Origin of the sequence: Asticcacaulis sp. MM231 (assembly GCF_964186625.1) — a bacterium.
In the GTDB taxonomy this organism is placed as follows: domain Bacteria; phylum Pseudomonadota; class Alphaproteobacteria; order Caulobacterales; family Caulobacteraceae; genus Asticcacaulis.
This window is the reverse complement of sequence record NZ_OZ075108.1, coordinates 1,861,309-1,878,074: the sequence shown is the minus strand read 5'-3', so window position 1 is coordinate 1,878,074 and position 16,766 is coordinate 1,861,309. Positions and strand designations below refer to the sequence as shown.

Annotated in this window: 14 protein-coding genes and 3 tRNA genes; 5 read left to right on the top strand and 12 right to left on the bottom strand. The window is 57.1% G+C overall.

Features of this window, described 5'->3' with window-relative positions:
* From nuoG to ABQ278_RS09150, 9 genes are all read right to left on the bottom strand, one after another.
* The gene (nuoG, locus tag ABQ278_RS09190; RefSeq protein ID WP_349319340.1) at positions 1-2,061 is read right to left on the bottom strand and encodes an NADH-quinone oxidoreductase subunit NuoG; all 2,061 of its coding nucleotides are present in this window, start codon (positions 2,059-2,061) and stop codon (positions 1-3) included.
* 72 nt (positions 2,062-2,133) lie between these two features.
* The gene (locus ABQ278_RS09185; RefSeq protein ID WP_018080120.1) at positions 2,134-2,571 is read right to left on the bottom strand and encodes a TM2 domain-containing protein; all 438 of its coding nucleotides are present in this window, start codon (positions 2,569-2,571) and stop codon (positions 2,134-2,136) included.
* Between the two features lie 6 nt (positions 2,572-2,577).
* The gene (gene nuoF, locus ABQ278_RS09180; RefSeq protein ID WP_349319339.1) at positions 2,578-3,897 is read right to left on the bottom strand and encodes an NADH-quinone oxidoreductase subunit NuoF; all 1,320 of its coding nucleotides are present in this window, start codon (positions 3,895-3,897) and stop codon (positions 2,578-2,580) included.
* On the bottom strand, positions 3,897-4,562 hold the full coding sequence (nuoE, locus tag ABQ278_RS09175) for an NADH-quinone oxidoreductase subunit NuoE (RefSeq protein ID WP_349319338.1): 666 nt from the start codon (positions 4,560-4,562) through the stop codon (positions 3,897-3,899). Before nuoE ends, nuoF begins: the two co-directional genes overlap by 1 nt.
* Positions 4,563-4,647: 85 nt before the next feature.
* Positions 4,648-4,989 (bottom strand): hypothetical protein, encoded by a 342-nt coding sequence (locus tag ABQ278_RS09170; protein ID WP_018080117.1) that lies wholly within the window; start codon positions 4,987-4,989, stop codon positions 4,648-4,650.
* Entirely contained in the window at positions 4,986-6,200 is a 1,215-nt protein-coding gene (locus tag ABQ278_RS09165) for an NADH-quinone oxidoreductase subunit D (RefSeq protein WP_349319337.1), read from the bottom strand. Before ABQ278_RS09165 ends, ABQ278_RS09170 begins: the two co-directional genes overlap by 4 nt.
* A 44-nt stretch (positions 6,201-6,244) precedes the next feature.
* Positions 6,245-6,847, bottom strand: coding sequence for an NADH-quinone oxidoreductase subunit C (locus ABQ278_RS09160; RefSeq protein WP_349319336.1), 603 nt, complete (start codon positions 6,845-6,847; stop codon positions 6,245-6,247).
* A gap of 11 nt (positions 6,848-6,858) precedes the next feature.
* Positions 6,859-7,419 (bottom strand): NADH-quinone oxidoreductase subunit B family protein, encoded by a 561-nt coding sequence (locus ABQ278_RS09155; protein ID WP_349319335.1) that lies wholly within the window; start codon positions 7,417-7,419, stop codon positions 6,859-6,861.
* The gene (locus ABQ278_RS09150; protein WP_018080113.1) at positions 7,410-7,787 is read right to left on the bottom strand and encodes an NADH-quinone oxidoreductase subunit A; all 378 of its coding nucleotides are present in this window, start codon (positions 7,785-7,787) and stop codon (positions 7,410-7,412) included. Before ABQ278_RS09150 ends, ABQ278_RS09155 begins: the two co-directional genes overlap by 10 nt.
* 354 nt (positions 7,788-8,141) lie before the next feature.
* Here ABQ278_RS09150 and ABQ278_RS09145 point away from each other — a divergent pair.
* The 5 genes from ABQ278_RS09145 to ABQ278_RS09125 all read left to right on the top strand — a co-directional run bounded on the left by ABQ278_RS09145 (position 8,142) and on the right by ABQ278_RS09125 (position 13,225).
* A tRNA-Asp gene (locus ABQ278_RS09145) sits at positions 8,142-8,219 on the top strand.
* A 240-nt stretch (positions 8,220-8,459) separates the two neighbouring features.
* Positions 8,460-8,536 (top strand) — tRNA-Asp (locus ABQ278_RS09140).
* Between the two features lie 408 nt (positions 8,537-8,944).
* Positions 8,945-10,519, top strand: coding sequence for a hypothetical protein (locus ABQ278_RS09135; RefSeq protein WP_349319334.1), 1,575 nt, complete (start codon positions 8,945-8,947; stop codon positions 10,517-10,519).
* A gap of 523 nt (positions 10,520-11,042) precedes the next feature.
* Positions 11,043-12,239: an autotransporter outer membrane beta-barrel domain-containing protein gene (locus ABQ278_RS09130; RefSeq protein ID WP_349322133.1), complete on the top strand. Its 1,197-nt coding sequence runs from the start codon at positions 11,043-11,045 to the stop codon at positions 12,237-12,239.
* Positions 12,240-12,259: 20 nt separating this feature from the next.
* On the top strand, positions 12,260-13,225 hold the full coding sequence (locus ABQ278_RS09125; RefSeq protein ID WP_349319333.1) for an endonuclease/exonuclease/phosphatase family protein: 966 nt from the start codon (positions 12,260-12,262) through the stop codon (positions 13,223-13,225).
* A gap of 50 nt (positions 13,226-13,275) precedes the next feature.
* Here the strand turns inward: ABQ278_RS09125 and ABQ278_RS09120 are convergent.
* The 3 genes from ABQ278_RS09120 to lon form a co-directional block, all read right to left on the bottom strand.
* Positions 13,276-13,351: transfer RNA gene (locus ABQ278_RS09120), tRNA-Val, on the bottom strand.
* 136 nt (positions 13,352-13,487) lie between these two features.
* Positions 13,488-13,763, bottom strand: a complete 276-nt coding sequence (locus ABQ278_RS09115) for an HU family DNA-binding protein (RefSeq protein WP_018080109.1) — start codon at positions 13,761-13,763, stop codon at positions 13,488-13,490.
* A 432-nt stretch (positions 13,764-14,195) separates the two neighbouring features.
* On the bottom strand, positions 14,196-16,589 hold the full coding sequence (gene lon / locus ABQ278_RS09110; protein WP_349319332.1) for an endopeptidase La: 2,394 nt from the start codon (positions 16,587-16,589) through the stop codon (positions 14,196-14,198).
* Positions 16,590-16,766: the final 177 nt, after the last annotated feature.

Sequence of the window (16,766 nt, the reverse complement as noted above, 5' to 3'; positions counted from 1 at the left end):
TTACTCAGCCGCCACGCTCAGCGGCGCCTTGCGGGCCGCGGAACATTCCGCCATCGCCGTGGAGGCGCGGGCGATGGGGTTGGTCAGATAAAAATCGGTAATGTGCGAAACGAAAAGCTTGTCCGTAACCTCGCCCTTTGCGCCGATCGCTTTCACATCGAAAGCTTTCGTGGCTGGCTTGACATCGATACGGCCAAAGACCGGGTGATCGGTGATCAGCTTTTCACGCAGCGCGTTCAGCGAGTCATACGGCAGGGTGCGGCCAACATAGCCGGAAAGTGCGCGGATAATGGCCCAGTCTTCCTTGGCCTCCCCCTTCGGGAAGACGCAACGTTCGGCGATCTGCACGCGACCTTCGAGGTTGGTATAGATGCCGGACTTTTCCGTATAGGCGGCGCCCGGCAGGATGACATCGGCCGCAGCCGCACCGGCATCGCCATGCGAACCGATATAGACGACGAAGGTGTTGTTGAGGCCGGAGGTGTTGATTTCGTCAGCGCCCAGCAGAACCAGCAGATCGACGCCGCCCGTCAGCATGGCAGCGGCGTCCTTCGCCTCACCGACCGGCACGAAACCGAGATCGAGACCGGCAACGCGCGACGCTGCGGTATGGACAATGTTGAAGCCGTTCCAGCCCTCTCTGACGACATCATAATCATCAGCGATCAGGGCGATTTCCTTGAGAACGGCCGCGCCGTCAGCCCCGGAAATGGCATTGCTGCCCACCAGGATCGCCGGCTTTTTGGCGTTTTTCAGAACGTCACGGAACGCATGCTTCTTGAGATCTTTCAGCGCCTTGGTGCCGACGCCGACGTGGGCGTAATCATAGGTCAGGTCGTTGGCCTCACCGATCAACGCCACCTGAACCGTGCCCTTAAGCCAGCTCTTGCGGATACGGGCATTGATCAAGGACGCTTCGTGACGCAGGTCGGTGCCAATCAGCAGGATAGCATCGGCCTCTTCCAGACCGGCAATGCCCGTGTTGAACAGCCAGGCTTCACGCGGCGTCGATTGCGTGACGGGGCCAACCTTGGCGCCTTCCTGGCGGCAATCGAGATTGGTGACGCCCAGGCTGTAAAACAGGTCCTTGGTCGCCTTCATGGCCTCAGCATCGACCAGATCTCCGGCGATGACGCCGATTTTCGATACATCGGTCGCTTTTATTTTGCCAGCGACCGTGCCCAAGGCCTCATCCCACGACACGGCGACCAGCTTGCCCGCCTTGCGGACATAGGGTTTATCGAGGCGCTGGCGTGAGAGACCATCAACCGCATAACGGCTCTTGTCGGTCAGCCACTCTTCGTTGATCTCTTCCTTGAGACGCGGCAGGGCGCGCAGCACGGCCGGACCGCGATTATCGATACGGATATGCGCGCCAACAGCGTCATGCACATCGATCGTTTCGGTCTTGGTCAGTTCCCACGGGCGATAGTTGAACGACCACGGACGGTGCGTCAGGGCGCCAACCGGGCACAGATCGTTGACATTACCGGACAGTTCCGACGACACCGACTGTTCGAGATAGGAGGTAATTTCGGCGTTCTCGCCGCGCGAGATCATGCCCATTTCGGTGACGCCGGCCACTTCCGTGGTGAAACGGACGCAGCGCGTGCACTGGATGCAGCGCGTCATGAAGGTCTTGATCGTTGGCCCGAGGTTCTTTTCCTCGACGGCGCGCTTGTTCTCGTCATAACGCGAGGCGCCCTTGCCGTAAGCGACAGACTGATCCTGCAGATCGCATTCGCCGCCCTGGTCGCAGATCGGGCAATCCAGCGGGTGATTGATCAGCAGGAACTCCATCACGCCTTCGCGGGCCTTTTTGACCATCGGCGTGTTGGTGAAGATTTCCTGGCCTTCGGCAGCCGGCAGGGCGCACGAAGCTTGCGGCTTCGGCGGTCCGGGCTTTACCTCAACGAGGCACATACGGCAGTTGCCGGCGATCGACAGGCGCTCATGATAGCAGAAACGAGGGATTTCCTCGCCTGCCAGCTCCGCCACCTGCAGCACGGTCATGCCGGGGTCGAACTCGACCTCCACACCATTGACTTTTGCCTTAGCCATGCTCTGTCACATCCTCAACAATAATAAATAAGCCACGGTAATAATTCAAAATTCTGCACATCTGTTAATGTTTTAGAACCACGATTTATTGCCCTGAACATAGTCCTCGTAGAAACTCTGATCGGTCTTGACCAGATAGATAATCGTCTCGATAAAGGCGATCATCCCGATAATCAGCGGTGGTATACACAGGAATATCCAGCCAATCGTGCCACACAAAAGCATGATGATGCCGGCCGTATTCTTGCCGAGATAGAACTTGTGAACGCCCCACATGCCGAGAAAAAAGGCCAGCAGTGCGGCGATATACTTGTTCTTCTCCCCCATGGCCGTAGCGATGACGTAGACGCTAACCGCCGTATCACCCGCCACTTCGAAATCAATGGTCGAACCGGCCGGCACGTACACGGTGTCTCCCATCAGATCGCTGACGCTAAAGGTATAGCGCTTGCCGTCATCGCCACTGATGAGGCCGGTCGATCCGTTGAATGAGAGAACCTTGCCGCGCATGTGCCCCTACTCCGCCGCCACTGAGTGGCCGGCAAAATTGCTCTTGCTCGAACGGTATAGCGTGATCCGTTCTTCAATTTCATGACGGAAGTGACGGATCAGGCCCTGAATTGGCCAGGCCGCCGCGTCGCCGAGGGCGCAGATGGTGTGGCCTTCGACCTGGGTCGTCACCTCGAGCAGGGTGTCGATTTCGGCCGGATCGGCGTCGCCCTTCACCATGCGTTCCATGACACGCCACATCCAGCCGGTGCCTTCGCGGCACGGCGTACATTGGCCGCAGCTCTCATGCTTGTAGAAGTAGCTCAGGCGGGCAATGGCGCGGATCAGGTCGGTCGACTTGTCCATGACGATTACCGCCGCCGTGCCTAAGCCCGACTTGAGGTTACGAAGCGAGTCGAAGTCCATCGGCAGGTCTTCGCACTGCTCAGCCGTGATCATCGGCACCGACGAACCGCCGGGGATGACGGCTTTCAGATTGCTCCAGCCACCGCGAATGCCACCGCAGTGGGCTTCGATCAGTTGGCGGAACGGGATCGACATAGCCTCTTCGATGTTACACGGACGCTCGACGTGACCGGAAATGCAGAACAGCTTGGTGCCGGCATTGTTAGGCGCGCCGAACGAGGTGAACCACTCGGCGCCACGACGCAGGATGGTGCCGACAGCGGCGATCGATTCGACGTTATTGACGGTCGTCGGGCAGCCATAAAGACCAGAACCAGCCGGGAATGGCGGCTTCAGGCGCGGTTGGCCCTTCTTGCCTTCCAGAGATTCCAGCAGTGCGGTTTCTTCGCCGCAGATATAGGCGCCGGCGCCATGGTGGATATAGACGTCAAAATCCCAGCCATGGATGTTGTTCTTGCCGATCAGCTTGGCTTCATAGGCCTGCTTGACGGCGGCTTCCATGCGCTCACGCTCCTGCACGTACTCGCCGCGCAGATAGATGTAACAGGCATGAGCCTGCATGGCGAAGGAGGCGATGAGGCAGCCTTCGATCAGCAATTGCGGATCGTGGCGCATGATTTCGCGGTCTTTACAGGTGCCGGGCTCGGATTCATCGGCATTGACCACGAGGTAATGCGGGCGATCCTTGACTTCCTTGGGCATGAAGGACCACTTCAGGCCGGTATTGAACCCTGCCCCGCCACGGCCACGCATGCCGGAATTCTTCATGTTGGTGATGATCCAGTCGCGTCCGCACGACAGGATATCCTTGGTCGAATTCCACGCGCCGCGCTTCTTCGCACCCTCAAGGCCCCAATCCTGGAGACCATAGAGGTTGGTGAAGATACGGTCCTTATCCTGCAAGATACCAGTCTGGGCCATTACGCTTTTACCTCAGGGGCGGGAAAGTTGGGGATCTTGACCGGTTTGGCGGCCGAGCCGTCATAGAGCGCCGGATCGGTCAGCGACGTCACGCCACCGAGCGGCTCCGACGTATGGCGACCGTTGTAAGGGCCAGGCTTCGGTGACTTGCCAGCGGCAAAATCATCGATGATCTGGGCCAGATTTTCCGGCGTCAGGTCTTCGTAATAATAGTCGTTAATCTGTGCCATCGGCGCATTGGTGCAGGCACCCAGACACTCGACTTCCTGCCAGGTGAACTTGCCGTCAGCCGACAGCTTATCCTTGGCGCCGATCTTCGACTTGCAGACGTGCATAAGGGCGTCAGAACCACGCAACATGCAGGGCGTCGTGCCGCACACCTGGATCAAAGCCGCAGAGCCGACCGGTTCCAGCATAAACATGGTGTAGAAGGTGGCGACTTCAAAAACGCGAATCTGCGGCATGACCAGCAGCTTGGCGATGGCCGTGATGGCAGGCTCGGAAACCCACCCCTCCTGCTTTTGCACCAGCCACAGAATAGGGATCACCGCGCTCTGGCGGCGGCTTTCAGGATATTTGGCAATCCACCAGTTGGCCTTTTCCAGCGTTTCCGCGGAGAAGTTGAAACTGGCCGGTTGCTCCTTGGCGAGACGACGAACGGACATCAGGCCCCTCTACACATAATAACAGGCTGGGCTTTACACCCGCAGCCAACGAAAGACAGTCGAAATTTGCGGCGCTTAACAGAAATCATCGCGTGGCCTCATAACGGGCATTGCGCGCGACCCGCACGCGCTCCTGCGCCGCCGCGACGAAAGGCAGCCTGCGGGTGCCCAGCAGACCAACAAGCGCGACACCCAGCAGAACCATGCGGGCAGTCTCGTTCTCGAAATCAGGCCGAATCGTTGTCAGCACGCTGAAACCACCGACGCAGATCAGCATCGGCACCACAGGCAGGAAGAAATAGACCAGCATATCCGTGACATAGCCTTTGGAGCCGGCCGCATGATAGGGCCAGTTCGGGCGCGACAGATAAAGGCTAAGCCCCAGCATGGCGATCAGCAGGCCGCAAGCGATCAGGACACCGATCATCGATCGACCTCCCCGAACACGATATCGATCGAGCCCAGGATGGCCGACACGTCGGCCAGCAGGTGACCGCGGTTCATCCAGTCCATGGCTTGCAGGTGCGCAAAGCCCGGCGCGCGGATTTTGCAGCGGTAAGGCTTGTTGGTGCCGTCGGAGACCAGATAGACGCCGAACTCGCCCTTGGGGGCCTCGACGCAGGCATAGACCTCGCCTTCGGGCGTCTTGAAGCCTTCCGTGTAGAGCTTAAAGTGATGGATGAGCGCTTCCATCGAATTCTTCATTTCGGCGCGGCGCGGCGGCGTCACCTTGTGATCGGTCGAGAGAACCGGACCCGGCGTTACCTTAAGTTTATCAATACATTGCTGCATGATCTTCACCAATTCACGCATCTCTTCGACGCGGCACAGGTAACGATCCCAGCAGTCACCATTCTTACCAAGCGGAATGTCGAACTCCAGTTCGGCATAGCATTCGTAAGGTTGCGACTTGCGCAGATCCCACTTCACGCCAGAGCCACGGATCATGACGCCGGTAAAGCCCCAGTCGAACGCCTGCTCCTTGGTGACCAGACCTATATCGACGTTGCGCTGCTTGAAGATACGGTTTTCCGTGATAAGCGATTCAATGTCGTCGAGTGCCGGCAAATATTCCTTGCACCACAGAGCGATGTCTTCGATCAGTTCCGGCGGCAGGTCCTGGTGGACGCCACCGGGACGGAAATAGTTGGCGTGGAGACGGGCGCCACAGGCGCGTTCATAAAACACCATCAGCTTTTCGCGCTGCTCGAAACCCCAGATCGGCGGCGTCAGGGCCCCCACGTCCATGGCCTGAGTCGTTGTGTTCAGGATATGCGACAGGATACGGCCGATTTCCGAGAAGAGGACGCGGATCAATTGCGCGCGCTTGGGCACTTCAAGGCCGAGCAGCTTTTCGATGGCCAGCACAAAGGCGTGCTCCTGGTTCATCGGCGCCACATAGTCGAGGCGATCGAAATAAGGCACGTTTTGCAGGTAGGTGCGCGATTCCATCAGCTTCTCGGTGCCACGGTGCAGCAGACCGATGTGCGGATCTACGCGCTCCACCATTTCACCGTCGAGGTCGAGCACAAGGCGCAGAACGCCGTGGGCCGCCGGGTGCTGCGGGCCGAAATTGATCGTAAACTTGCGATCGTCATCGCCCTTTTCGACCGGAACAGGCGTCATACCATCTGCCATGAAATCAAACCCTTATCGATAACTCTTTACCCAGACCCAAAGGTCTAGACCTTTGCCTTCTCATCGCCCGGAAGCACGTATTGCGCGCCTTCCCATGGCGACAGGAAGTCGAACCTGCGGTATTCCTGTGTGAGCTTGACCGGCTCATAGACCACGCGCTTCTGCTCTTCATCATAACGCACTTCGACATGCCCGGTCATCGGGAAGTCCTTGCGCAGCGGATGGCCTTCGAAGCCATAGTCCGTCAGCAAACGACGCAGGTCGGGGTGGTTGGAGAACAGCATGCCGTACATGTCGAAAGCTTCGCGCTCATACCAGTCGGCGTTCGGATAGACCGAACGAATCGACGGCACCGGCACGACCTCATCGGTCTGCACCTTGATGCGTAAACGAATATTCTGCGTCAGGCTCAGCAGGTGATAGACGACATCGAAACGACGCGTGCGTTTCGGATAGTCAACGCCGCAAACATCGATCAACTGATGGAAGCGGTAAGGCTCGGCCTTCAGCTTCGCCATGATCTCAACGACGCGCTCACGATCGACGGTTACGGTCAGCTCACCAAAGGCAAGCACCACTTCCTGAACGGCTTCCTTCAGATCAGCCTGGAGGCGCTCGGCGACGGCCTGTAATTTTTCAAGTGACATCAGCGTTCCCCTTAGCGACGGATGCTGCCGGTACGGCAAATCTTCTTCTGCAATTGCAGAAGGCCGTACAGGAGCGCCTCAGCGGAAGGCGGACAGCCGGGGACATAAACATCCACCGGCACGATGCGGTCACAACCGCGCACGACACTGTAGCTGTAGTGATAATAGCCGCCGCCATTGGCGCAGGACCCCATGGAGAGCACATAGCGCGGATCAGGCATCTGGTCGTAGACCTTGCGCAAGGCAGGCGCCATCTTGTTGGTCAGCGTGCCGGCGACGATCATCAGGTCCGACTGGCGCGGCGACGCGCGCGGCGCCATGCCGAAGCGCTCCATGTCATAACGCGGCATCGAGGCCTGCATCATTTCGACAGCGCAACAGGCGAGACCAAAGGTCATCCACATCAGCGAACCGGTGCGCGCCCAGGTGATGACATCATCGGCGGAAGCGACAAGAAAGCCCTTTGTGTCAAGCTCGGCAGATACCTGCTCGAAGAACTTGTCGTGGACCGCGGGATCGTAACCTTCTACCGAAGAACGCCCGGCAGATCCGGCTGGCAGGATTATTCCCATTCCAGGGCTCCTTTTTTCCACACATAGATATAGCCGAGAAACAGTTCGACCAGGAAAGTAACCATCGACCAGAAAGCGACATGCATGCCGCCGTTTGGCATATCGAACAGCGACACAGCCCACGGAAACAGGAAAGACGCTTCAAGATCGAAGATAATGAAGAGGATCGAGACGAGATAGAAGCGCACGTCAAATTTCTGACGGGCGGAATCGAAGGCGTTGAAACCGCATTCATAGGCCGACAGCTTCTCGCTGTCCGGCGCCTGCGGGGCCACGATCAATGCGCCAATCATAAAGACAAGGCCAAGAACCGTAGCGATGCCTATAAAGATGATGACGGGGAGATATTGCAGAAGGAATGCATTCATTAGGTCACCTCAACCCCTCAACTCACGGGAACAGACTCTATCACCCATCGCCCCGGTTAACCGTGGAAATGGACTCAATGTGTAGGCTATTAGACCAGTCTGTTCAAAGCTTCAAACCATTGCAGCGCAAAAAAACCGTCTTTCTCCCACTTTATTTCACTTTTTCGCCTAGGTTTTGAGACAATGAAAATCACTCTCAATAAGAACCGTGTGCGCTCAACTTATCCAAAGATTTTGCCCCGCCACCTGTCATTTTCTATTTTATGCGCTTGACACTTACCCGCCTGCCGAACTACTAAGCGCACCTTCCCTGAAGCCAGCGGCAACGCAGATGGTTCTTAGGGAAAAGGGAATGCGGGTGTAGCTCAGTTGGTTAGAGTGTCGGCCTGTCACGCCGAAGGTCGCGGGTTCGAGTTCCCGTCACTCGCGCCACCCTTGCTGATAGGCAACGGTGGCACCGCATTTCCCCTCCCCCTTCTCCTTAAATGCAATTTAGCAGACACCAGGCACTCTGGTATTGCGGCTCTATGCATGCCTATGCCTGAGATACGCAGACCGCGCTTCCCGTGTATAAGCCATTTTATTGGCTTGACACCCCCATTGCCCCGAACTACTAAGCGCACCTTCCCTGAAGCCAGCGGCAACGCAGATGGTTCTTAGGGAAAAGGGAATGCGGGTGTAGCTCAGTTGGTTAGAGTGTCGGCCTGTCACGCCGAAGGTCGCGGGTTCGAGTCCCGTCACTCGCGCCACCCTTGCTGATAAGCAACGGTGGCACCGCATCCCCCCCCCCCAATCTTCTTCATAATTTAATCTGCATAGCTTCACCCCAGCCGCCGTCCGTGTTGGCTGTACCATTGCGCGCACATTTGGTGAAATCACCCGCGCCTATGGTTGGTAATCATGACGCTTGAGACGGCGCGCGGACATAATTAAGCCCTCTTTATTTTTGACTTTGTGGCACAATTTAGAGGCTATTTCCGTTCAAAGCCTTGCATGGTGCGCCAAAACGGCGTTTGCCATCTTTTACGCTGTTGAAATAAAGGTTAAAGGTGACCTCTCAGACTTCGCCGGCCGACACAATCGACACAGACCATGAGGGCCACAAGGCCTCACCTCCATCTCATCGTAATACAAAGCACCCCAGGGAAGCTTACCACATGCGCAAACACAAACTTCTGACCGCTACAGCCCTTAACCTCACCATGGGCCTGTTGGCCGTGGCCGGTATGAGCGGTCAGGCCCTGGCTGCCACCACGATCAACACAGCGACCACCGCGCCTGTCAAAACCTCGGTCGCAGGCGACCTGACGGTCGATACGGCGGGCTCGATAACGGTGACCAGCGGCAACGCCATCACGGTTGATTCGAATAATTCGGTCACGCTCAAGGGCAAGATCGACATGTTGAAGTCTGCCGCGGGCTCGACCGGCATCCTGATCGATGGTGGCCGTACCGGCGACCTGACGGTTTCAGCCAATATCACGGTCACCGACGACTACACGCCTGTCGATACAACGAAGGCTGCCGACGGCACCGCTGCGCCTGACGGTATTGTTGAAGCACCGTTCGCTGATTCGGTGGCGCGCTACGGCATCCATTCCACCGGCACGACACCGTTTATCGGCAATGTCATTGTCAACAGTGGCAGCACCATCGCCGTGGATGGCAAAAATGCCTACGGCATTCGCTTTGAAAACAACATCCAGGGTAATTTCACCATGGATGGCACCATCACGATGAATGGTGACAACAATACTGCCGTTTCGCTTGAAAACGGCGCCACCGGTAATGTCTATCTCAGCGGCACCATCAACAGCCATGGCAAGGACTCCAAGGCGGTTAACCTCTCCGGCAATTTCGGCGGCAGTGTCATTATTGACGGCGCTTACACCGGCACGGGTTACGCAACGACCTCATCCCTCTCTTCGTCAGTTTTGAAAACGGTCCTCGCAACACCGGAAGACCTTTATCAATCCGGTCCTTTGGTCGATATCTCCGGCAATCTGGCCAAGGGGCTTTTGATCGGCTCGACCGTGACGCGTGATGAGACGACAGACGCCAACAAGGCCAATACCGATCAGGATGGCGACGGTAACGCTGACACCACCCAGTCGACGGCAACCCTGACCAATTATGGCTCGGCCCCTGCCCTGCGTATCGCTTCTGGCACGTCCGACATTACGCTTGGCGGCCTTGTCTATGGGACAACAGCGCTCAACCCACCGGCCGTCAACTATGGTCTGCTTGTACGCGGATCGATTACCGGCTCAGCTCTCTATCAGAATGTAGACAGTGTCGCCGTCCAATTGGGTGGGCTGGGCCATGCCGTAACCATCGCCAATGGCATTGGTATCAAGGGCACCGTGTCTTCAACAGCCTACGGCGGCAATGCCACGGCACTTTCAGTGCAGAGCGGTGCGACAACGCCACTTCTGGATGTTCAGGGCACGAATTCGTGGTACGGCGTCGTCGGCAACAACAGCCACCTCAACGACCACCAATGGCACCACGACCACGACCTACGCAACAGTCGGCAACACCACGGCCCGCGCCATCGATATTCTGTCGGGCGCCAACCTGCCCAGGATCAATGTCGCCGTCGGTGGGGGCGTCTATGCCGTCGCTACGGGATCGACCGAACATGCCGTGGCCATACGCGACCAGTCGAACACCCTGACGAACATCACCAACAACAGCATCATCAGCGCCACCATAACAGCCTCCGACGATAATGGCGACGGAACGACCGACACGCTCGTAAATCGTCCCATCGCCATCGACACCCGCTCAAATACCGCCGGGCTGACCCTGACGCAAATCGACACCAACCCCACCGACAGCGACGCGGACAAGGCGATTGCCGCGCCGTATATCCGTGGCGACATCCTGCTCGGCTCAGGCAACGATTCGATTACATCAAACGGCGGGCTGATTTCCGGTAATATTGACTTCGGTAATGGCACCAATAGCTTTACGCTGTCAGGCGACGCCGTTTTCGTCGGTAAGGCGAACAATGGCGCAACCGGGACGGTGGCGTTCGATCTGGCCAAGGGCACGGCTGGCTTCCTGTCTGGCACCTCGCTTAACCTGACCAGCCTTCACGTCGGCGCAGAGAGCACGCTGTCGCTCTCGCTGGATACGACAAAGCCGACAACGCCTATTTTCACCAACACAGGCGCGGCCATATTTGATACCGGCGCAACGCTTAACGTAACCCTGAACAATCTGATCGTGACCCCGACGAAGTTCACACTCATGACGGCGTCAAGCTTCTCATTGGGCAATGTGGTCACGACGGGGCTCGATGGTCACATCCCCTATCTTTATCACGCCGACCTGACAACAAACACCGGCAACACCGAACTCTATGCCGACTTCCGCCTGAAAAATAAGGAAGAGGGCAAGTTCTCCGACAATCAGTACTCGGCTCTGGCGCCTATCCTGTCAGTGGCCGCAAAAGATGCAGGGGCCACCAGCGCACTGATGAGCCAGGTTACCAAGGAAGGCTTCGATCAGATATATAACCAGTATCTACCTGATTATTCTGGTGAAAACCTACTCAACCTGTCGCTTGGCGCTTCTTCGCTCAACCGGACGCTCGGGACGCTGACCCTGGTGCCTGACAATAATGAAGGCCAGTGGTGGTTACAGGAATATGGCTACCACACCAAAAGAGATTACGGGGATACGGCCGGCTTCAAGGCCACCGGCTTCAGCTTCGCCGGCGGTCGCGAACGCGAGGTCTATGGCAACCAGATGGTCGGCGTGTATATGTCCTATACCTCGGCCTCACCGCTCGATACCTTTGCCATCGCGTCGGAAAAGACGGTCAATTCGGATGTCACGGTTGGTGGTTACTGGCGCTTGCGCACCGGCGCTCTCAAGTCGTGGGCCCACGCAGGCGCAGGCTTTACATCTTTTGAAACCACACGCAACATCCTGACCGATTCGGTCAACCATGTCGCTCACGCCAAATGGGACGGCTATTCCTACAGTGGCGGTCTTGGGGCTTCCTATGAAATTAAAGCTGGCCCCTTCAGCATGACGCCACAGGTTCTGGCCGATTACTACGCTCTCAATGAAAAGGACCACAGCGAATCCGGTGGTGGCGATTACTTCGATCTTACGGTTGGCGAACGCAACAGCCACCTGTTCACGTCCACCGCCCTGCTGAACTTCAGCTACACCAAGCTCTTCGTGAAGCCTGAAATCTGGTTCGGTTATAAGCAGAATGTCTCGGCTGAACTGGCCGATACAGTGTCCGCCTTCGCGGCTGCGGGCTCCACGCCCTTTACCCTGTCGGGCGGTGATATCGAGGGCGGCGGTCCTGTGGCAGGCTTCCGCATTTCGGCGGACAACCAGTACAGCTACTTCTCTCTGGAAGGCGAATACGAAAAGCAGGATGCCTATTCCAACTACTCCATCGCCCTGCGGACGCGCTTCCAGTTCTAGGAAACGTCACAACTTGCAAATTGAAAGCCGTCGTCTCATTCTGGGACGGCGGCTTTTTCATGGGGGATATGATGCGCAACAGGGTTCGGCTGTGTCTGAGCATCGGCTTGGCAGGTATTGCGCTCGTGGGCGTTGCAGGCCTGTTTGCGCCCGTCCTTTGGCAAGGCGAAATGATCAATCCATTCCGACCTCAAATTCTCGCGGCGTCGCTTACGACTCTGGCTGCATCCATTCTGCTGCGTGATAAGCTCCTCATAAACCTGGCGATTGTTGTTATGACGCTGAACGCACTTCCAATGGGCGAACGCTTCATAACCATGCAGCGCCTTCCAGCGCCTGCTGGTGAGGTACATAACCGGATAAGCATCGTCTCAGCGAATGTGCTGTACGATAATTACGAGTTTGAGCGCATTATGACCATGGTCCGACGAGAAAATCCGGACATTTTCGTCGCTGTGGAAACCTCTCCGCCATGGCTCTATGGTTTGAAACCCTTGAGAACACTCTATCCCTACCGCATGACACCGGATCTGGGCATCTTCGGAATGAGTGTGTATGCCAAAAGGCCTTTCAAGGCGCATATCGAACATGTTGGCCGGTCAGATATGCCTTTGGCTAAATTGCATTTTGATGACCTGACACTGTTCGTGGCGCATCCCATGCCACCAGCCACAAAGAGACTGACGCAGGAGAATACTCACTATCTGGAAATCTTGGCCGAGCGCGTAAAAGCAACGCCGGGAAACGTCATCATCGCCGGTGACCTGAACACTACGCTATGGTCGCGAAATATGGCGCCGCTACTTGCCGAAAAGGTACAATGGCCACATGGGTCCGGTCTAACGCATACCTGGCCGTCAGACAGGCCCTGGCTCGCCATACAGATTGATCATATCTTTGCCAAGGGGGCCACGGCCGGGAGTTACAAGGTTCTGCAAGCCGTGGGCTCTGATCATTATCCGGTGCGGGCGGATCTGAGCTTCTGACGAAAACAAAGAATGGCCCGGAGCGGATGCTCGGAGCCATTTAAAATCTGTGGTGGGCGATGACGGGATCGAACCGCCGACCTACTCGGTGTAAACGAGCCGCTCTGCCAGCTGAGCTAATCGCCCCTTCCACAGGGAGGCTCGGTTTGCCAATCTCGCCCACATAAGTCAAGAGGCGTTTCCGTATCCAGCGTTGAAACCGGTACGAAAACGCCTCTTGCAGAACATTTAGCTCCGGGTTCGCCAGGCGAAACCGAAAACCTTAGCCGTTCAGGGCACCCTTGAGGCCTTCGCCGACGCGGAAGCGTGCGGTGACCGAGGCCGGGCGCTGCACGGTTTCGCCAGTGCGCGGGTTGCGGGCGGTGCCGGCTTCGCGCTTAACCGCGAGGAAGGTGCCGAAGCCCACGAGGCGCACATCATCACCCTTTTTCAGAGCGCCAACAACGCTATCGGTGAAAGCGTCGAGCGCCTTCTTGGCTTGATCTTTCGTCAGGCCAGCCTGATCGGCGATGGCGGCTACGAGTTCAGCTTTCGTCATTAATCTCTCTCCCTTACCCGTCTTGGGGTCAGTTGCTAAGCTTACCCTTAAGGACCTGGCTCTAAGCCGTGAGTCGTTAACGGGTGAAGCCGATAGAGACTACAATTTTCACCGCCCGTCAAAGCAATAAATGCCGTTTATTGCACTGCAAACCGTGTTTTTTAAAGGGTTTGCGCGTTTTCACGTCCTTTTGACCGGTTATGGGACACCTAAGGCCTAAAATTCAGCGATAAAGACGTCGCTTAAGCGCAAATCCCTTGTGGATAAGGGGAAGTGATTCTCTCTCTGCGAAACGTGCGAAGAAGGTCGCAAAGAGAGACGACACCTCGGCACACACGCGTGCTTGCCAAGTCAAGAGGACTTCGACGCAGACAACAAAAAGGGGCCTGACGACATTGCCGCCAGGCCCCACATTTTGACGAACCGCTATGATCAGTGCGCCGTGGCGGCATCCGCATCATCAACCGGCGTCACAGCCGTGGCAGCTATAACCGGCTCAATCCATTCCACCGGAACCAGCGGCTTGGTCAGGGCGTGCTTTAGCGCCTCTTCCACCAGTGACACAGGGATGATCTCAAGGCCGGATTTTACATTGGCCGGCAGATCGATCAGATCCTTCTCGTTTTCCTTCGGAATCAGCACGGTCTTGATGCCGGAGCGCAGAGCCGCCAGCAGCTTTTCCTTGAGGCCACCGATCGGCAGGACACGGCCACGCAGGGTGATTTCCCCCGTCATGGCCAGATCCTTGCGGACCGGAATTCCGGTCAACACCGAGACCATGGCCACAGCCATGGCGACGCCGGCCGAGGGGCCGTCCTTAGGCGTAGCGCCTTCAGGTACGTGGACGTGGACATCGGTCTTATCAAACACCGGCGGCAGGATGCCGAACTTCGGCCCCAGCGCCTTGACGTAGGAATTGGCCGCTGAAACGGACTCCTTCATAACGTCTTTCAAATTGCCAGTGACCTTCATCAGTCCCTTGCCCGGCATACGGATGGCTTCGATGGTGAGGATATCCCCGCCAAACTCTGTCCAGGCCAGACCGGTGACGATGCCGACCTGATCGACTTCATCCGTGGCGCCGTAGTGATACTTCTTCACGCCGGCATATTTGGCCAGACGCTCGTCATCGATGGTGATCGACTTGACGTTTTCGCGCGCCAGATCACGGATCGTCTTGCGCGCCAGATTACCCAGTTCGCGTTCCAGCGAACGCACGCCGGCCTCACGAGTATAGTAGCGAATGAGATCGCGGATCGCCTCTTCCGGCACCACGAACTCTTCGCCCGACAGACCGTGTTCCTTCATGAGGTTCGGCAGGACGTGACGCTTGGCGATCTCGACCTTTTCATCCTCGGTATAGCCGGGGATACGGATGATCTCCATCCGGTCGAGCAGCGGTTGCGACATATTCAGGCTGTTGGCCGTTGTGACGAACATGATCTTCGACAGGTCGTAATCGACTTCGAGATAGTGATCGGCAAAGGTAGAATTCTGCGCCGGATCGAGCACTTCAAGCAGGGCCGAAGCGGGATCGCCGCGCCAGTCATTGCCCATCTTGTCGATTTCATCGAGCAGGAAGAAAGCATTGGTCGTTTTGACTTTCTTCATGTTCTGGATGATCTTGCCGGGCATCGAGCCAATATAGGTGCGGCGGTGACCACGGATTTCCAATTCATCGCGCACGCCGCCCAGCGAAATGCGGACGAACTCACGATTGGTCGCCTTGGCGATCGACTTGCCGAGCGAGGTCTTGCCAACGCCCGGAGGGCCAACGAGGCACAGGATAGGGCCCTTCAGCGTGCCCATGCGGGCCTGCACAGCCAGATGTTCAAGGATGCGTTCCTTGACCTTCTCCAGACCGTAGTGATCGGCTTCCAGGATATCCTCGGCCTTCTTGAGGTCGATCGCCTTCGGCTTGGCGGCGCCCCAGGGGATGCTGAGCAGCCAGTCGAGATAGTTGCGCACAACCGTGCTTTCGGCCGACATGGGTGACATGTGGCGCAGCTTATTCAGCTCAGCCATCGCCTTGGTGCGGGCTTCCTTGGAAAGCTTGGTGGCCTTGATCTTCTTTTCGAGATCAGCCAGTTCGTCCTTGCCTTCGTCCTGTTCGCCGAGTTCGCGCTGAATGGCCTTCATCTGCTCATTCAGATAATATTCGCGCTGGGTCTTCTCCATCTGACGCTTGACGCGCGAGCGGATCTTTTTCTCGACCTGCAGAACGGAGATTTCGCCTTCCATCAGGGCGTAGATCTTCTCCAGGCGCTTGCTGACCGACAATTGCTCCAGCAGGGCCTGCTTGTCGGCGATCTTGACGACCAGATGCGCGGCAATGGAATCGGCCAGCACATCGGCGTCGGTGATCTCGGCGATGGCGTTGAGGGTTTCCGGCGGGATCTTCTTGTTGAGCTTGATATAGTTCTCGAACTGCTCAGCCACAGCGCGTTGCAGCGCTTCGGCGTCCGGACCTTCGGCCAGTTGCGCATCGAGCGGATAGGCTTCGGCTTCATAATAGGTGTCGGTCGAGACGAAGCGCTTGATGCGCGCACGGCTCTTGCCTTCCACGAGCACCTTGACGGTGCCGTCGGGCAGTTTCAGCAATTGCAGCACATTGGCCAGCACGCCGATGTCATAGATCGCGTCGGCTTCGGGATCGTCATCGCCGGAATTCTTTTGTGTGGCGAGCAGAATTTGTTTGTCGCCCTTCATGACCTCATCGAGCGCCTGCACGGATTTCTCACGGCCAACGAACAACGGCACGACCATATGCGGAAAGACAACGATATCGCGCAGCGGCAGAACAGGAATGGTCAATACGTCTAACATGGGGACTCCTTCACAAACTCAAGCCAAGCGAAGCTCTAAGTGTAAACCCTAGGCTCTCACGCTCAACCAAGTCTTAAAATAAATCGCGCCGTTTTGGGGAATATACAGGGGATAAGTCCGCATCGTTCCATTTAAGCGCCTTGGACTGCATGTGGTGTACCCGGAGGAAAGTTCAAG